Source organism: Actinospineispora eucalypti (assembly GCF_039543365.1).
GTDB classification, from domain to species: domain Bacteria; phylum Actinomycetota; class Actinomycetes; order Mycobacteriales; family Pseudonocardiaceae; genus Pseudonocardia; species Pseudonocardia eucalypti.
The window spans coordinates 17060-37519 of the sequence record NZ_BAABJP010000014.1 but is presented as its reverse complement, the minus strand read 5'-3'; the positions used below and the strand labels follow the sequence as shown (position 1 = coordinate 37519).

Here is a 20460-nt window from a genome sequence, read left to right as displayed (position 1 = left end):
GGTGTCGAATGTGGCCGAGGGAGGCACCGTTCAACTGGTCGCTTACTCGGACCAGGATTCCAACGCGGACGCTGAGGAATCCGATTGGTCGTTTTCTTTCAGCGGCGGCGAGCCCAAGCAGGCGCCGGTGAGTAACAGCGGCGGCCAGCGGACGACTGGACTGGATGGCCACGTGGCCACGATGGCCACGGCCACGTCGGCGCGGTCATTGGCCGAATTGCGCTCCCGGTACCAGTCTGTGGCCACCGAGCAGGTGGCCACAGAGTCGGTCGAGTGGCCATTCCTCAGTGGCCACGATGGCCACGCGGCCGGTGGCCAGCAATCGGTCGCCACCCCGTCGGCGGACAGTGTGGCGGGCTCCGGCGAGGCCAAGTTCCAGACGGGTAGATGGGCGATCGACCCGATGCTGGAGCTCGTCTCCAATCTGATCGATAGGATCGCCAACGCGGCCGCTAATGGTCCGCCCATCAGCGGCCGCAAAGGATCGTCGTCGGACGGTAACGCGCTCTACGAGCCGGAGCGGGTCAAGGAACACGAGCAAGCGAATGCCGGGATCGTCGGCGCGCCGAGTCGGACGCTCGCGGCGCCCGTGGAGAGTGAGCGACAGGGCTCCCGGGTGGCTGCCCGCGACGAGTTCGAAGCGGTAGCTCGCCCGGTGGCGCCGCTCGTGCCAGGCCGACTGGAGCAGACGTCTCAGGAAGTCCCCGACGGCATCAACGAGTTCACCAACGGCCACGCCCCGACCAGATCCGCGGCGTACGCGGCAAACCCCACGCGGGACGTCAGTACCCAGGCAGCCGCTGACGGGACGGACGCAGCGGGAGAGGCCGACCGGATCGTCCAAGCTAACCAGAAGCTGACGGATGGCGGCGTCGCCGACACCGAGCGGCTGCGCTCGTGGGCCGGACAACTGGCCACGACCGACCCAGACATCGGCGCTTCCACCCGGCCCACGGTGCGGACGGTGGCGCACCAGGGCATCGGACGCGGTGTGATGTTGAAGGCGCCGGCGGCCGAGCAGGTGGATCGGGTGATGGACGGCGTCGTTGATCTGGTCTCAGGCGTCGTGGGCATCGTGGCCGGTAGGCAGGCTGGCTCACATACCCGGACCGCGTTGACTGAGCTGACCGGGGGGGTGTCCGCCGCGCTGGCGGTCGGCAACAAGCTCAACAAGCACAGCGGTGCCGGCACCGGCTCGAGCGTTGACCAGCTCGCCATGCCCGAGCGCGCCCCCAACCACATCTCGCACTCCGGGTCGGGTCTCGTGCCGGAGAGCTCCCAGCAGCCCATGGTGTGCCTGGCATCGGGATGCACCGACCGTGACCCGAGCCTGATCGGCCACCACCCCGCTATCGGTGGCGGTCGCGGTCCCCCGGCCGCGCAGCGTCCTCACCACCACGACAATCCCTCCGAGAACGACCCGGCTTCCTGGTCGAGCAACCGCTCCCGACCTGGCGGCACGGAAAACTTCATCAGCGCGATCCTCGGTGACACGCTGGGGTTCGTTCGGGACCTAATCGGCAGCCTCCCCCACGGTGGTGGCGCCCACGACCGGCCCTCCCACCAGGGTGGCCACACCGACCAGATCATTAACCGGGCCCGCGACTTCGTCACCGACCGGGTCGAGCCGATCGGGAACGGCAAGGGCAGCACCGGCGGCGCGGGCCAGACGCCGCAGACGCCTCGCACCGGCCACAGCCAGCACGAGTCCCGGCGCTCGCTACAGGACCTCGGCCAGACCGCCAGCAAGCTGACCGAGGGGTTCGTCTCCGACCTGCTCGAGGTGGTTGGCGTCGACAAGGGCTCCACCGGCAACGGCGGCGGCTCCAGCCAGACCCCGCGGAAGCCGAGCACCGGCAACCAACAGGGCAATCTTGGTCAGGCCATCAACCAGCTGACCAACCACTTCGTGTCCGGATTGCTGGAGCTGCTCGGCGGAGGTAATCCCGGCACCGGGAACGGGCAGGGTGGCTCCGGGCAGCATCGTCTGCCTGCCAGCCACGGCAGTGGCGCCCAGCAGCAGTTGTCCGCTGGTATCGCCGAGTTGGCCAATGGGTTCGTATCCGAGCTGCTCGAGCAGGTCGGCGTCAGCGAGGGCTCGAACGGCAACGGCGGCAACGACGGCGCCGGTTCCGGTCGGGCCAACCAGCGGCCGCAGCAGCGCCGGAACCTAGACAAAGCCCTCGACAACTTCGTCAACCGCGCCTCGGGCACCGTCTCTGAGGTCGCGGATAAGGACGCCGGACAGCAGACCGAGCAGGCCCTGAACGGGGTGTTCGAGCGGTTGCTGGCCGGTGGTGGTTCGGGTGGCGCTGTTGATGGGGGCGGCGGCAACCAAACCAACCAGAAGGACAAGCTGAACGAGCTGACCGGAGGCTTCCTGTCGGATCTGCGCAAGATACTCGGCGGGTCGCGTCCGGGCGGTGCCCAGAGCTCGGATGGCCGCGGGGGCGAGCGGCGCCACCAGTCCCGCTCCCCGGGCACAGACGATCTGGACGGCCTGGATGACGTGGTGTCGCGGTTCGTCGATGGAGCGGCCGGGATGGTGTCGAAGATCGCCGACGGCAAGGCCGGGCAGCGGACTGAGCAGGCGTTCGACGAGCTGCGCGACCGGCTGCCCGGAGGCCTGCAGGGTCTGCGGCCGGTGCAGGCCGAGCGCAAGGCGGGAGGGAGTATCGCCGGTTTGGTCCGGGGCCACCAGGACCGGGGCGGGTCGATCGGTGACTCGGTGACCGACTTCCAGTCCGACCTGTTCGACCAGATCGGCCTCGGCGGGATCGCCAACGACGTCGCCGGGAAGAAGGCCGCGAAGAGGGTCAACAAGGCACTGGACGAGCTGGCCGACCAGTTCACCCAAGCGTTCGGCCACGGCGGCCGGCCCGGCAACAACGGCGGCGGCCAGAACGGTCAGAACGGCGGCGGGCAGTCCGGCCAGAACACCGGCGCTGGCCAGCATCCCGGTGCCGGCCAGCAGGTCGCGCAGAACATCGGCAAGCTGACCAACAACTTCGTCTCCGAGCTACTGCAGCTGCTGGGCGTCAAGGGCGGCAACAGCAACGGTGGCGCCAGCAACGGCAGTGGTTCCGGCCAGAGCACGCTGAAGCTGAGCAACAACAGCAGCCAGCAGAGCGGCCTGGGCCAGGCGATCAGCCAGTCGGTCAACGACTTCCTGACCGACCTGTTCGGCAAGCTCAGCATCTCCCGCCCGAACAGCAACGGCCAGGGCCAGGGTCAGCAGTCCCAGCAGCGGCCGACCCAGCAGAACAACCTGAGCCAGGCCATCGGCAAGCTGACCAACAACTTCGTCTCCGGCCTGCTGGAGCTGCTTGGCGTCAAGGGCGGGAACGGTTCCGCCAGTAACGGCAGTGGTTCCGGTCAGGGCACGCGGAAGCCGACCCAGCGCCCGAGCCTGGATGAAGCCCTGGGCAACTTCGTCAACCTCGCGTCCGGGATCGTGTCCCAGGTCGCCGGCAAGGACGCGGGCGAGCAGACCCAGCAGGCCCTCGCCGGCCTGTTCCAGCAACTGTTCGCCGGCGGTAACGGCTCCGCCAACAACGGTGGCGGCCAGAACAGCTCCGCACAGCAGCGCCCGTCCGCCAACCAGAACAACGGCAACCAGAACAGCGGCTCCGGCCAGCAGCTGGCCGCCGGGATCACCAAGCTGACCAGCAACTTCGTCTCCGAGCTGCTGAAGCTGTTGGGCGTCAAGGGCGGCAACAGCAACAACACCGGTTCTGGCCAGAGCGCGCAGAAGCCGAGCAACAACAGCCAGCAGAGCAGTCTGGGTCAGGCGATCAGCGAGTCGGTCAACGACTTCTTGTCCGACCTGTTCGGCAAGCTCGGCATCTCCCGCCCGAGCGGCAACAGCAACGGCCAGGGCCAGGGTCAGCAGTCCCAGCAGCGGCCGACCCAGCAGAACAACCTGGGCCAGGCCATCGGCAAGCTGACCAACAACTTCGTGTCCGATCTGCTGCAGCTGCTCGGCGTCGGCGGTAATGGCTCCGCCAACATCGGCGGGAACGGCGGGGGTTCGGGGCAGCAGCGGCCGTTGAGCGTGGAGCAGGCGCTGGGGAACTTCAGCGACCTGGCTTCCGGTCTGGTGTCTCAGGTCGCGGGCGACGAGGCGGGGGAGCAGACCGGGCAGGCACTGAACGGGATGTTCGGCCAGTTGCTGTCGGGTGGCGGCCGGAGCAGCCGGCACGGCGGGTCGGATGACCCGGGTCCGTTCTCGGATGACCCGGACTATTGGGAGGGCCTGTACTACGACGCGTTCATGGCCGAGGCCAAGGCCGCCGGCCAGCAGCAACAGGCCCAGCAGCAGGGTCAGCAGCAGGCCGAGCAGCCGATGAGTGTGGAGCAGGCGCTGGGCAACTTCAGCGATCTGGCCTCGGGGCTGCTGTCCCAGGTCGCCGGTGACGACGCCGGGCAGCAGACCGGGCAGGCGCTGGACGGGATGTTCGGGCAGCTGCTCAGCGGTGGTGGGGCGGGTGGCGCCGTTAATGGGGGCGGCGCCAGCCAGTCCACCCGCCGGGCCGGCTCGGTCGATGAGCTGACCGAGGACTTCACCGCAGACCTGCGCAAGGCGCTCGGCGTTTCCCGCGGGAGCACCGGCCGGGGCGCGGATGCCCGAGGTGGCGACCGGCGCCAGTCCCGCTTCGCGAACGGTGACGAGCTGGAGGGCCTGGACGAGTTGCTGTCGCGGTTCGTCGACGGCGCGTCCGGGATGGTGTCCAAGATCGCCGGTGGCCAGGCGGGGCGGCGTACCGAGCAGGCTCTCGATGAGCTGCGTGAGCAGTTGACCGACATCCTGCGCGGCCACGGTGAGGGCCGGGGTGAGGGTCGGCGGTCGGTGCGGGCTCAGCACAACACGGTCGGGAAGATCACCGGTTCGATGCGGGGCGGCAAGGACCGGCCGGGGTCGATCGGTGACTCGGTGGATGAGTTCTTGTCCGATCTGTTCAAGTCTGTGGGTCTGTCCCGCTCGTCCAACAACGGCCAGGGCCAGTCCGGGCAACAGCACAACCAGCAGGGCCAGGGCCAGCGGGGTGGGTTGGCCGAGCAGATCACCGATCTGACCAACGACTTCGTCTCCGACCTGCTCAAGGCTCGCGGCGTGTCCGGCGGCAACTTGAACGGCAACGGCAACAACAGCTCCGGTGGCGGCTCGAACACTGGGAACGGGACGCGGCCGGCCACGCTGGATGACTTCGCGCAACTCCTGGGTGGGATGACCGATGTGGTGTCCGGGCTGGTTGGTTCGGTGGCCGGGCAGCAGGCCGGCGAGCAGGCCCGCCAGTTGTTGACCGCCGCCGCCCAGGACGTCCTCGACGCGCTGGCCGCCAGCGGCCGCTACGGCCAAGGCGCCGGGCAGGGCGGCGCCGGGCAGAACCCGGCCGGGCAGGACAACAGCTGGAGCCTGAACAACGACGGCCAGTTCGCCGGCACGCAGTGCGAGGGTGACGTCGAATGCGTTCTCGCTAACGGTGACTTGCAGTCCCGCCAGCCGCGGTCGCTGTCCAACCGCGGCCCGCCGCAGCTGCTGAACGATCCCGCCAACCAGAACAGCGACCAGCCCGTCTATTGGTGGGACACTGAAGCCTCCACCGCCAAGGCGCTGGGCGACCGGCTCGCGGTGATCCAGGGCCAGAAGAGCCTGGACGCCGCCAAGGCCCAGCTTGACGAGAAGAAGCTCAGCCAGGCCGACTACGACAAGCAGGTCGCCGCCCAGGAGGCGCTGCGGACCACCGCCGACCAGTCCGCCGGCCAGCTCGACCCCTACAACGCGCAGCTGCTCACCGATGTCGTGTCCGGCCAGCAGAACCTCGGCGCCGCGAAGGGCCAGCTCGACGAGGCGCGCAAGCAGCTGGATGCCGGCAAGATCACCCAGGCCGCGTACGACGAGCAGGCCGCCGCCTACAACGACCACCGCGACACCGTCTTCGACCAGACCGCCGAACTACGTGCCGCCACCGGGTACGGCCGGGCTCCCAGCGCCAACGCCGGCTACGACGGTGCCGGCGCCGCCTGCTCCAACTCCGGCGCGTTCGCCGAGTGCTCGGTCGCCGCGATCGACCCCGCCACCGGCCGAGTCAAACGCGACCAGAGCTTCTGCCTGGTCGGCATCTCCGGCTGCTCAAGCAGCGTCACCGCCGGCGACCGCACGGCGAACGCGTTCTGCGACCCGGCCAAGGGCTGCGGCACCGACACCAAGGCCGGTGCCACCACCGCCAACACCACCTGCGGTGTCGGCGAGTGCAACCTCAGCAGCACCGCCGATTCACAGGGCGTGGACACGTTCTGCCAGGCCCGCAACGGCTGCACCGAGAACGGCCGCACCCCGACCCTGCCGGACGACACCGACCTGGCCGGTCTGATCAGCGCGGGCAAGAAGGAGGGCTCTGCTGAGGGGTATGCCCAGACCACCGGCGCCTGCACCAAGGACTGCGCCCTGGCCGGCTACGCCACCATCACCGAGGCCGGCGCGGACTGCGCCACCCGCAACGGCACCTGCGACACCGCCTCCACCGGCGCCCGCACCCGCGAGGACGTCCCGGACGACGAGACCAAGGCCCAAGCAGCCGAGCGCCGCAAGGCCAACGATTCCGCGACCAGCAAGGCGCACTGCGAGGTCACCACCGTCGGCTGTGACACCACCACCACAGTGGCGGCCAAGCTGGACGAGACCACCGGCCGCTACGGCTGGCAGGCCCTGCCGATCGACGGCGACACCAGCGCTGACACGAGCGACGCGCCGGCACCGACGGCCGAGGCCGCCGCCCGCTGCGCGCAGGGTGCCACCGGTTGCAAGGGCAACGCCGCCACCAACACCGACGGCCGCACCGAGAAGACCACGATCACCAAGGCGCAGCCGGCGGTGCTCAACAGCGCCGGCGCCCAGGTTGCCCCGGCCACCGCCGAGCAGACCAACACCGACGTCCAGTCCCGCAACGGCGCCTCCAACTGCCAGATCAACGGCGGTGACTGCGTCGCCTCCTCCGGTGGTGACGAGGGCCAGGGCTCGCTGAGCGCCAGCAACATCAAGTGCGACCAGGCCGCCGGCTGTGGCGGCGCGGCCAACGCCGCCACCCACGCCGAGGTCACCGCGGGCCTGAACAACACCACGGCGACCCAGGCCACCGGCGCCTTCCACCAGTGCACCGCGAACGCCACCGACGGCGAGTGCGCGGTGGACGCCTCCTCGACCGCCACCAACAACGGCACCCCGGTCGACCTGGCCACCCAGCCCGCCACTACCGCCGGTCTGCCCGCGCCCGCCCCGGTTGACGTGCCCACCGAGCTCGCCAAGGGCCTGACCGCGAACAGCAACACCTACGCCGCCCTGCACTGCACCTCCGCCGACTGCAAGGGCAACCTCAACGGTTCCACCTCCGGTGGGGTGCCCGGTTCGAAGGACAGCGTCGGCGCCACGAAGTGCGAGGCGCACGGTGCTGGTGCCGACTGCAGCCAGGCCGTGTCCACCGAGGTTGCCTACCGGGAGGCCAGGGAGGCCGGGCTGAACGGCGAGCCCGCCACCCCGGCCGGCACGGTCAGTGCCAGCCACGCCGACTCGCAGATCCGTTGCGCGAACACCAGCGAGGCCGAGTGCGGCGGCCGCTCGTTCACCGAGACCTCCGCGCTGGACACCGCGGTCTCCCCGCACCGGCGCGGTTCCTCCACCGCCAGCGACTGCACCGTGAAGGACGGCAAATGCCTGGGCCAGGTCTCCTCCGACGCCTCCACGGTCACCGACTACATCAAGCTCGGCGCGGACGGCAAGCCGCTGCCCGGCCAGCCTACCGCCGGCCCGACTTCCACCTCCCGCGCCGCCGCGAGTGTGGACTGCCAGACCACCACATGCCAGGGCAGCGCCCACACCGCCTCCGCCGCCTTCGACGGCGCGGTGGACGGCGGCAAGCCGCGCACCTCCGAGTCCACCGTCGGCTGCGAAGCGGGCGCCACCCTCTGCCAGGTGCAGACCCTGTCCAACGCCTGGACCGGCGCCGGCGCCGCACTGACCTACGCCGGTGATGACGCCACCCCGAACGCCGAGCGACTCGACACCGGCCCGTCGGCCGCGTCAGTCGCGGGCGGCAAGCTGGTCTGCGGACAGGGCGGCGAGTGCGGCGGCGCGAAGATCACCCTGACCGCACTGGCCACCAACCCCGGCGTCTCCGACGCGCCGCGCGGCAACCGCGCCGAGGGCTCCTGCGCCGACGCCTCCGGCGGCGCCTGCACCGCAGTGGTCAACGGCGCCGCCTCCTCCAGCCCGGACGCCAGCTCCATCGCCCCGATGGTCCAGGACCAGCCAACCAGCAACGCCGCTGTGACCAGTGACAACATCAGCGGCGGCCAGGGCGGCGAGGGCGCCAACGCGGATGCGAGCGCAGGTCAGGGCGCGACTGGTGCCCCACAAGACCAGAACCCGCGCGGCCAGGGTGGACCGGTGCCGCACCAGCCAGCCACCGCACCCGGCTCCTCCGCCAACGCCGGCGGCCCCACCGTCGCAGGCGCTTCCAGCTGGTCCAGCGCCTGGGCCACCCTCGACTGCGCAGGCGGCGCTCAGGGCTGCTCAGGCACCGCACGCAGCGCCGCGGCCGGGCGCGACGGCCCGGACGGCCTCAACGGCGCGGGCGGCACTCGCGGACCACCCGAGGGCGAGACCAGCACATCCGCAAGCTGCGCGGACGGTCAGGGCGGCTGCCAGGCGCACACCAGCTCCACTTCGGGATCCGGCCAAGTTGTGGCCGACATCATCGCCGAGCAGCGCACCACCGCTGTCCAGCAGACAAGCGAACAGGCAGAGCACACCCGGCGGCGATCCGACCAAGCGGCGAACGCCGCCGCGCGGCCCGGCGCCACCGACGAAGAGAAGAAGGCGGCCACCGATGCCGCCAAGGCCTTCGACGACGCACAACATGCCGCCACGGCGGCCACTGACCTGAGCAAACAACCAGTTACCAACCCGCCGGCGACCTTGGCCCAGTCCACAGCATTGGCGCGCTGTGGGCAGAGCGACTGCACCGTTAGAACCACCGGCGACACCTCTGGACTGCCGGGCAACGCGCACACCGACGCCACCTGCACCGCCGCGGCGCAAGGGTGCTCGACCGGTAGCGACACCACCGCTCTCACCGCGCGAAACGCCGACCAGGGCGAGGACGGCAAGCCCGTCCCGGGATTCATGGGCAACGGGCAGGCCACCTCCCGAATCGCCTGCCCCCAGGCCGGCTGCACCGGCGCCGCGACCGGCTCCTCGCACCCCACCGCCGGGCCAGCAGACCAGCAGGCCCGGACCAGCGCCGACGGCGACACCCGTTGCGATGGCACCACTCCTTGCCAGGCCAGCATCACAGTTGGCTCCACCACCTCGGTCGCCACCACCGGCACCAGCACCGGGGCAGGGACCGCCACCAGCTACGTATCGGTGGCCTGCAGGAACGAGCGCGAGGAAGGTTGCGCCACTCGCGCCACCAGCGCCACTGAGGTGGCGAGCGGGACGGACGTGCACGCCAAAGCCACCGCGACCTGCCAGCGCACGGGCGACTGCCAAGCCGGCACCAGCGGCACCTCCGCGCGGGACTTCGCCGAGGTGACCGCCGGCTGTGCGGGCACCGGCTGCGCCACACACACCGAAGGCAGCGCCAGCGCCCCCACCGAGGGCGGCACGAACACGGCTACCTCCGGCACCGACTGCACCGCCGCCGCGAAGGGCGAATGCACCGGCCTGAGCCGCGTCGCGGCGAGCAACGAGTACGCGCTGGCCGGCGCCAGCTGCGGCGGTGATGGCTCGAACTGCTCGTACTCCTACCGGTCGGAAAGCCACGCCGCCGCGGCCGGGGCGCAGGCCGACGCGGTCGGGTACGGCCAGGGCGGAATCGGTGGCGGCCAGGTGGCCACCTCCGCGTCCGCGATCGCAGACTCGGGGTACGCGGAGGCCTCGGCGTCGTGCCAGGGCAGCGAGGGCACCAGCTGCTCGTACTCGTACTCCGCGTCGGCGTCGGCCTCGGCCTCGGACCCCGCGTCGGGAGCGTGGGCCACCGCCTACGCGGCGGGCTCCGGGGGCGGCGAGATGGGCGCCGGCGGAGTCGCGGTATCCGCTGAGGCGCACGCCGAGGGGAGCGAGGCGCAGGCGTCCGCGTCGTGTGTTGGCGCGGAGAACTGCACCTCCACCTACGCCGCGCACGCGGAGGCCCATGACCGCTACGACGTGGCCCCGACCTGGGACGAGCCGGGTGGGTTCTGGAGTGCCGACGGCTCGGGCACCTGTTCGGGCTCGGGCAACGGCGGTTGTGGTGTCAGCGCGTGGGCCAGTGCCGGCCCCGGCGGGAGCGGCGGCGCCAGCTGCAGCGGCGACTGCTCGAACTTCGTCGAGGAAGCGGGTGGACCCAGCGGCTTCACCCAGACCAGTCCATCTGGTCGGGAAGTGGCGGCGGCGCAGGCGGCGGCTGCCGCGGCGGCTGAAGCCGAGGCGACTTCGGAGGACGGCGGAGGTGGGGACGTCGACGACAGCTGGGCCAGCGCCGCCATGGTGGAACAGTCCGAGCCGGTCGACGACGGAACCGGGGACAACCTGGTGGTCGGCGCGGTGCCGAAGCAGGTCGCCCGCCCGACCCTACAGACCAAGGACGCCGGCCAGGCGAACCCCAACCCTGCCGTAGTGGTCTACGACAACCAGCCACACCAGGTGGGCAATGACGGCGGGCCCAAGGCCAGCTACAACCCAGGCGCCCCACCCGACAGCCGATTCGTCGCCTCCGTGCCCGTGGCCCAAGGCGACGCGCGTCGCCACGAGGTTGGCGGCGAGACAAGCGCCCGGATCACCCGGCAGGCCTCGGGCGTCACCCAAGCCTCCTGGGGCGGAGCGAACGGGCACATCGTCGACGGCCGCACCGGTGCGCGCATCGACGTGACACAAGGCCCGGCGAAGGGCGTCAGCACGATGAAGATCCTGGACCGGCCGCGCGCGCCGTTCGAGGGCACCTTCAACGGCTGGGTCAAGAGCTACACCGGCCCCAACATCGACCTGCCGCCCAGCGTGAAAGCGGTCAACCCCGGCGCCCCCGGCGTGGACACGCTCACCACCTTCGGCACCTGGGCACGATTCGGCGCCGGGCCGGACGGTCAGGCGAGATTCGAGTTCGACGGCTCCGGGCGCTTCGGCTCCGCCGAGGGCGATCGCCTCAACCTGATCTCGGGCGCGGCGGACATCCACACCCGTAACAAGGACGGGGTCGGTGGTCACCTCACGGTGCGGAGCGTGGGCAGCACACCGGGAACCGGCGAGATCACCAGTGCCGAGGGCGCCACGCTGCGTTGCGACCTCTGCACCGGCGATGGCGATGACCCTGGCTACGCCACCCACTTCATGCCGACCGAGGTCGGCAAGGGCGGCATGAACGCGTGCAGCTCAACTCGTGGCAGCTGCACGGGCCGGGGCGGTCCAGTGCCGGGCTCCAACCTACGAGACGAGCAGTACGGCGCTGTGGACTTCCACGGCGACGGCAAGGGCAAGTTCGAGTTCATCCAGCAACTGCGCGGCGCGGACGGCAGCGATGGCTGGGCGGTCGCCTTCACCCGAGGCAACGGCTACGTCCAAGGCCAGGACGCCTACGGCAACTGGATCCGTGCTGAGGGCAACGGCGGCGGCACCAGTCTGCGCTACATGATGGCCGACGGATACAACCAGGGGCAGTCTTGCGCGGGCGGTTCCGCGGGGTCGGCGGTCGGGGGCGGCTGTTCAGGCTCCGACCCGGTCAACCCCACCGGCAAGCCAGGCGAGCACCTGCGGCTGAAATGGGTCAACCCGACCCAAGACGTCACCGCGGCGCTCGGCATGTCCGAAGACGGCATGGGCCGACAAGACTTGATCTCCCGCGCCACCGCGGTGGCCCGCTACACCGGGGCACAAAGCCATACCCGGTGGGTGGCCGAGGTAGGCAATAATGCGATGGCACCGGTCGCCCAGGCTATGAAGGACACCCTGGCTAAGGGCTACCTGACCCCGGACGAGGTCGCGGCGATCTCCCAGATGGCCGACCCCACACTGGTCTCCCGGATGGCGAAAAACCGCGACGAATTCGCCGTATTCATGGCGGTGAGCGCCACTCAGCGGCAGAGCACCGAGGATATTGAGCGCCAGCTGGGCGGTGACCCGAACCTGGTGGCCGCGATCAACGGGCGCCCCTTCGACCCGAATAACCGTGTCGGGGAAATCGAGAAAGCCAAGAATATCTTGCTCAACCAGCAGGCGAAATCGAGCCAGCTGCAGAACCAGCTTGCCGGCCTGCAGCCACTGCGCGACGCCTACCAGCAGGCCGTCGTTGACTACCAGCAGGGCAAGATCAGCCACGCCGATCTGGACATGGCCGCGAACGCGCTCAAGGAACAGGAAGCTCCCCTCCGCGCGGAGCTGGACAAGTCGCAGGGGGTACTTGAGCAATACGACTTGGCGGCGGCAGGGCTGGCCAACGATCCGGTGTACGCGCGGCACATGGGGCTGGCCAAGCAGAACGCGGACGCGGTCGCCGGATTCGTGGACAAGTTGCCGGAGCCCACATCGCAGGCTGAAGTGGATGCCAACGCTCGAGTCGCGGCCATGGCTGATTCGATTAAGGCCGGTTATGACGCCGCCACGGTCGCGCCCCGCCTGCCGACCAGCCGGCTGCACGACATGAACCTGCCTTCTACCGGCCAGCCGGACTTGGCGCTGGCTATGCGTTCGGCGGTGGGCTACGACACGCTCGTCGCGCTACAGCATTTAAAGAACAGCCCGTTTGTGCACGAGAACAACATCTACTGGACTCCCGACGAGCTGTCCGAACGGGCCGCCACCTGGAGCCCGGCCAGCATGTCAGATTTGGCCAACGACCCGTTCTCGCCCGACCCATCGACGATGGCGAAGATCGCGCGCCTGCCCGGTAACCCGACCAGCGTCGAGGACTTCGAATCAGTCATCGCGGGCGCCCCGGGCACCCCCGGACGCGAGGCAATCCTGGCCAACTTCTACAGCAAAGCCAACCAACGAGAGGGCAGCTACAACGGACTCCGCGCCATGATGGCGACCGACCAACAGACGCGGCTGGACCAGCGGAAGGAAGGCAACAGCTTCGGCGGGTTCTTCCGGTTCTACTACGAGCACCCGCAGATCGTCGCAAAGAACGACCTAGTTGAATTCAATAACAGGCACGGTGCCGGCACGAATCACTTCCAGACCAACTGGCAACGTAGCCGGATCAACGTGATCGATAGCCTCTCCGGCATGGCTGGTCGGCTGGTCGGTGCCTTTGGCATCCAGTATGGGAACGGATTCCAGCACGGCATCAACCTGCACGGGGTCCATATCGGCGCCACGGCGTGGCACCTGGCGGGGCTGCCGAGCGCTCCGGGTCTGCCGAGGCAATCCGGGGAGACCGACGAGCAGTACTGGACCCGTATCAACCCGTTCAACGCCGAGGTGAAGAACCTGGTGATGGAGCCGGTCCACCTCGCCACCGGTGGATGGCGCAATTTCGGACACATGATGTTCACCGATCCGTTGGGCACGATAGTTACCGCCGCTGGACCGGTACTGATGGTCACCGGCCCAGTCGCCGGCATGTTGGGCCGTGTCGCGGGCCGTGCCGCAGGCAGGGCGGGAACCCTGCGTCTGGAGCTCGCCGACCTGCCGACGAGCGCCGCAGCCAAGACCAGGCTCTCGTTGGAGCACAAGGCCGCGACATGGGAGCAACGCGCCTATAACTGGGGCAACTGGGCCATGGTGGTTGACGCACCCAACATGGTGGCCCGGGCGCCGGTCAAGGCCCTCGAGCTCCCGGTCCGAGCCGCCGCGCTGGGGGCGCAGGGCGGGCTGAGACTTACGTCGCGCGGGGTCAACGCGCTCGGCCACGGCGCCACCTGGCAAGGGCTCAAGACCAGCCTGCGGGAAGGCAAGCTTGGCGGGCTGATCGACGCGGACGGTGCTGGCTCCGGCTGGGTTAAGGCCTCGGACAAGCTGCACGGCCTGTCTGACGCGATCGCCGGTGGCGCCGAGCGGTTCGGCGCCGTTGCCGCGGGCGGCGTGCGGAGCTGGTTCGTCGGCCGGCACGGCGCGCAGCACCGGTTGGGCGTGAACCACACCGACAGTGACTTCCAGACCAAGCAGGCCTACACCACCGCCAGCAACCGGCTCCACGGCCGGCCGAACGAATACGACGCGGTCGGTAATCCGCGTACCACCCACAGAGGCCATGAGTTCGCGACCCGGAATGTTTTCGAGGACCCGGTACGGGCGGCCCGCCAGCGAGGGCTGGACCGGGCGCTGGAGGTGGTCGAGCGAGACCGAGCCGCGGCCGCGGCCAGCGGCTTCGCCAAGGACGCCGCGAAAGCGCGCAAACAAGCGGACAAAGCCGAGGCGAATGCGAAGAAGCTCGCCGCCACCCGGGACGTCGCCCGGGATGCGGCGACCGTCGCCGCGAAGGAAGCGAAGAAGCGCGCCGCGAAGGCGGAGCGCTTGGAGGCCAGGGCGGTCACCGCGCGGCAGGCCGCGAAGGTGGCCGGCGGTGGAACAGCCTTGGTCGCACGGGCCGAGACCGCTTCCGATGCGGCATGGCAGGCACGACGGGAGGCCTACCGAGCGGAGACGAACGCGTCCCGGGCGTCGTACTCGGCGGCCTCCGAGCAGCACGCCGCCACCGATGCCGCGCGGCGGGCCACGGACCTGCGGGCCGAAGCCGATCTGGCCACCAACCTCGCGTGGGGGCAGCGGGCGGGGGCCGGCGGGCTGGAAGGCTCGCTGGCCGGAGCGACTGGCGCCGAGCCCTCGCTGATCGACCGCATCTATACGGCGGTCAGCAAGAACGGCGGCGCGTCGATCCCGGTGGCCGAACTGGCGCGCCAGCTCGGGGTCAAGAAGAGCCACATCCGGTCCGCGATCGAACGGCACAACACCCAGGTGGTGGCCGGCGACGCGCTTCCGAGCCCGGAGGGCAACCTGCGGGTTGTTGGCGGCAATCGGATGCCGGCCCGGGTGGAGCGGGCCGGTGGATCGAACAGCGACCGCGCGACCAGCGCCCTCACCCGGCCCGGTCACAGCGACCCCTCCCCACCCGGTGACGGCACCCCACCGGTGAACGGCTCGAACGGCTCGAACACGGGTGGCGGCGGCTCGAGCAACAAGAGCGGCGGAAACGACCCGGGCGGCATGCCTGCCAGCGGCCGCTCGAGCGGGTCGCACGGATCGGGCGGCCCCACTCAGACCAACCGCCCCGGCGGTACACCCCAGCACGACGGAACCTCGCACAGCGGAGGAGACCCACCGAAGGTCTCCTCGAGCGACTGGAAATCCCGTCCCACCGGGGACGAGCCTCTCGCCACGAAGAAGCACCTCAAGCAGGAGCGCAAGAACGCCGAGAAGCGGCTGCGAGAGGTCAAACAGGAGCGCCGGGACTTCCTGGACCGCCTTGGGAAGGAACTCGAACGGACCGCCGACCCGGAGCGCCGAAAGGAGCTAGACCAACAGCGGAACAAGCACGACCCGAATGTCGAGGACGCCGAAGGGACGCTCGAACAAGCCAAACTCGAATACAACAACTTCACGCTGCTCCGTCGTAACCACGATGCTACGAAGGAAGCGAAACGGGTCTGGTCCGAACTGGGACCAGAACAGTACGAAGCGCTCAACAAGCGCCAGCGGAACGGCAAAAAGCCGCTCAAGGACGCGGAATACCACGCGCTGATCGCTGAGACCATCCGGCGGGTCGAGGGTGACCCGAAGACCGACCTGGGGCCCCGGCTGACCGACGTGCAGCTGGCCGGCATCATCGAGGCCGACCGGGTGATCAATGGCACGAGCTCGCGCAAGTGGGCGGGCGTGGTGCTCGAGATGCGCACCGGCGTCGGCAAGACATACACCGGCATTGTCATCGCGCTGAAGAAGGCGATGGAGAACAAGCACACCGGCGAACGCGGCGTGCACGTAATGACCACATCCCGCGAGCTGGCTATCCGGGACGCGGGACAGCACCAGCGGATCGCCAAACCGCTCGGACTGGACGTCAAGGTGCTTCCGGAGCGGACCGGCCACCTGACCGATCGCCGGGCACAGCAGGCCGAGCTGGCCGAGCGCCGCGCGGCGCACGAGGCCGACGTGACCTGGGGCACGCCCAGCGACTTCGTCTTCGACCACCTCTACGACCAGCGGGTCCCCAACGACCAGCGGGTCATGATGGAGAACCCCAGCCTCGCGCTGATCGACGAGGCCGACATGGTGCTGCTGGACTGGGGTGGCAGCCCATTCCGGATCGCCGAGCCGATCGCCGGGTCGGCCCGTCGCGCCGAGCTGATCGCCGCCCGCGAGTTCGCCAGCCGGCTACACCTGAACGCAGAATTCTCCTTCCGCCGACGCGACGGCGACATCCAGGTCAGCAACGCGCAGCGGGACCGGATCTCCCAGCGACTCGGCCGGCGGATCAACACCCAAGAACTGGCCGACGTCCAGAACGCACTGCGGGCACAGGCCCGCAGGCTCAACCACGACTACATGATTGCCGATGGGGCGCGGATCGAGATCATGGACAACCGCAACGGGCGCGCCATGACCGGCCGGCGGTGGAGCAAGGGGCTGCACGAGGCGCTGGAGGCCAAGCATGGCCTGGGAATCGGGGATGCCCAGCGCACCAGCGCGGACACCACCCTGGCGGAGTTCCTGGACATCTACAGCTCCCGGGTCGGCATGACCGGCACCGCGCGGAGCATGATCGGTACGCGGCTTCGTCCGTGGCGAGACATCACCGACGCCCAGTTCCGTGACCTGTACGGGATGAACGTGCGCGTCCTGCCCTCGCCGTTCGTGGACAGGATGAAATCGCGCGACCGGGTGGTCTACACCAGCGGCGAAGCCCAGCTCAACGCGCTGGCCGCTGACATCGCCGGCCGCAAGAGCGCGCTTCGGATCAAGCAGGGCAAGGGCGACCTCGCGCCAGAGCTGATCTTGTTCCGGACCGCGGCCGAGGTCGAGCACTTCGCCAAGAAGCTGGCGGAGCAGGGGGTACAGCCCAAGGTGCTCAACGCGCTGGACCACCGGCAGTTCGGCCGCAACGAACAGATGGTCATCAACTCTGCCGGTGAGCCCTACTCGGTGACCGTGGCCAGCAACATTATGGGCCGGGGTGTGGACATCAAGCTGGGCGGCAACACGGTGATCGCAGCGGGCGGTCTGCGGGTGACCACCGCCAGTGTCTTCGAGTCCTATCGGGCCACCCGCCAAGGCTTCGGCCGGGCCGCCCGCCAAGGCCAGCCCGGATCAGTCGGCGAGTTCCTCTCGCTGAGCGACCCCATGGTGCGCAGAGTGATCGGCGAGCAGCGGCTGGAGCGGCTGCGCAAGCGGCACGGTGATGGCCCGCTGCCGGAAGAGGTGGCCAACCGGCTGATCAAGAAGACGACCCGGACCCTGGAGCGGAGGCAGGCCCAACAGCTCAAGGCGACGCTGCGCGGCGAGATTGAGCCGGACACCGAGGTGACCGCGACCGTAGACGGTACGACTGGCCACGGTGCCGGCTCGGTGGACAGCGCAGTGGCGCGCGAGACGATCCGCCGGACGATCAAAACCGAGGCCGAGGAGCAGGCCGACGCCGCGGACTCGGCGCGGCGGGCAGATCTCGACGAGCTGGTTAAGGACATGAACGCTGCGTTGCGGGACGGGCTGCGCGCGGCGAGGGAAAGACTCGACAACGTCGAGCAGGACGGGCTGCGCGCGACGTGGGAGAAGAAGCTCGCTCACACGGAGCGGGACGGTGAGACCGCCGCGCTGCGCGACGCCGTCCGGGAGTTGATCGCCGCGCAGTCCGCGATGCGCGACGCGCAGCGCCGATACCGAGCGGCAACCGAACCGGAGCGGTCTGACCCGACCGGCGTCGAGGCGGCCAAGCAGCATGGCACCCAGGCGATGATGGCCGACCACACGGCGAACAAAGCCTCCGAGGAACCGCTCAGCGAAGCGGCCACCGCGTTCGACCAACTCGGCGGTGAGTTTGTCGGTGTCACCTCGAGCCATGTGCGGTTCGCGTACCTGCGGCGGGCGCACGGTGACTTCTCCGGCGCGATCGACGTGCTGACCAACCTGATGGACAGCGCCGCGTACCTCGGCAGGATGTTCGAGGATCAAACCCAGGCGATGGGCTGGGTGCACACCACCGCCGGACAGGCCGTCGCCATCGTGCAGCGCATGCAGCGGATACGCATGGACGCGCGGACCGCGTCGCTTCCTGCCGCCGACGCGCACGAGCTGGCTGGGGTGATGTCTCGACTGGATGTGTTGGTGCGGGAGCTGTCGGTGTACTCGAGTCGGGCGGCCACCGTGCTCGTCGGCTTGGACCTCCGTCACCAGCTCGAGCGGCTGTTGAGCAGCGACGCCCCCGCCCCAGTGGCCCGGAAGTTGTTCGGGCGGGCACTGGCCGGCGAGCTGGCCGCCACCGAGCTGCACCGGCTGCTGGCCACCGGCCAGTGGACCAAGCACGCCCAGGCCGCCCAGGTGATCGGTGACTTCATCACGGCCAAGGGCTGGGATGACTGGAGCATCGGCGAGAAGCGGCGGCTCCGGTATGGGCTGCGCGGCCTGCCCGGCGAGCCACTCGGCCCGCTGAACCACCCGGGCCTTGCCGTGGCGATGGCGGAGTCTCGCGCCGGTGGCCCGGGAGATGGTGCTGCGGAGGAGCCCGGCGCCACCACCCAGAAGCCCGAGCACGACCTGGCCCCATCGCAGTCGGACAACAAGCCAAAGCGGAACAGAGAGGAGACGCCGAAGAACCGTGGCCCACCGCGCGGGCGGAACCGGCTGCATAACGCCGCCTTCTCGGTGTGGGTGTGGCTGGTCGACACCCGCGTTGCGGTGGAACGACTCTTCGGCGACGAGTTCCGGTTCAGCGCGGCTCGGGTGGTTCAGGCGACCGTGCTGACCGCCGGGTTGGGTCTGTCGGTGCTGGCGATCGTCGCCGGCCCGGTGTGGGCGCTGGTGATTCCGCTTGCGTCCACGTTCGGGATGAGCATCCGTGCGGTGTTCCAGCTGATGCGGGTGCTGCCGTTTGACTGGTCGACCCGGCTGGCCAATGTGCGTTGGCTGCATCTGTTTGTGCTGGGCGGGCTGACCGCCACGTTTATCCTGAGCATCCACGCCAACATCCCGACGTCGGATATGAGTGCGTGGGCGTTCTGGGAGACGCTTGGTTTCGCGCTCTCGCACGTCGGGTTCGTCACCGCGTTCACGCTGCCGAGGCTGGCCGCTGGCGACCGGGCGGAGTTCGACCGTAACGCCCGCTCGATGCACCGCCGGTGGGGCCGGTTCGCCACGTTGGTCCTATTCGACATTGCGCACTGGTCGTGGCTAATCCGCCTTGCGTTCGACAAGGGCTACTTGGAGATGGCGCTCCACGGGCACTGGTTGCGGACGGCGATCCTGCTGACAGTCACCTCGATGGCCGTCGCGATCGGCTACCAGGCTTACCACGGCTTCTTCCGGGAGATCCGCAACAACGCTGGTCACAAGATGCCGGGGGCGAGGCGGACTGGCTGGTTCGACGACGGCGCCATGTTGATCGCGTCCGCCGGCTTGATGTGGCTGGACTCCCCATCCGCGACGACCGTGCTGACCGGGGTCCTCGCCGTCATGGCGACCGTCATCCTGTCGGCGATCCTGCGCCGGGGCCCACTCGCCGGCAGCCAGAAGGAGCGGGCACTGGCGCTGTCCGAGAAGGCCCAGAGCAAGGCGTCGGCGCACGAACACGCGCTGGCCCGGCGGCTGAAAGAAGCGTGGAAGCCGGCGCTCCGGGCCTCACTGTCCGCCGCTGGGTCGCTTCGCAGGGTCACTCCGGAGGCGTACGGCTGGTCGAGCGAGCGCGCCCCCGGCGGCTGGATCAGCGGGCCGTCCATCCACCAATGGCGGACGGCCGCCTGGTTCACCACCGCCGTGGTCGGCGGCGCCGGCGGCCTGGTCGCGCTGACCGGTGCGGCCGTGGCGGCCGCCCTGCTGTTCCCGGGTCTGCTGCTCGCCGGCCTGATCACCGTGGCGGCTCGGCCGATCTGGAACCCGCGCCAGGCGCGCGCTCCGCCGGCGCTGGCCATGCTGCTCGCGACGGTGCTCAACCTGCCGATCGCGGCCGTCGCCGGCGGTGCACTGGCGATCCTGATCAGCGGCCCGCTGGGCCTGGTGACCGGCTCTGTCTCTCTGGTCGGCCTGGCGCTCCGCTCGATGTTGCACACCCGAGGCGAGGTAGTGGCCGACGGCTACGACCTGCGGGCCGGGCTGCTGGTCACCGAGGGTCCGTCGGGCCTGACGGTGTACGTGCCGACCAGGCACGGAATCTATTCTGGGCGGTCCCCGCGCGTCGTCGCGGTGGAGATCGGCGAGTTCGGGCCCTCCGATGGAACACCGACCATCCAGTTGCTGCGCGGCGGTCGCCTGAGCCCCGTCGAGTTCACGGCCGGTGGCAG

At 69.7% G+C, this 20460-nt stretch carries 1 protein-coding gene (running past one end of the window); it reads left to right on the top strand.

Annotated elements, in window-relative coordinates; translation table 11 throughout:
* Window positions 1–127 precede the first annotated feature (127 nt).
* On the top strand, window positions 128–20460 hold the 5' portion of the coding sequence (locus ABEB12_RS16000) for a preprotein translocase subunit SecA (RefSeq protein ID WP_185065993.1). It continues 16780 nt past the right edge of the window; 20333 of the gene's 37113 nt are visible here — the first part of the coding sequence; the start codon lies at window positions 128–130; the stop codon falls past the right edge of the window.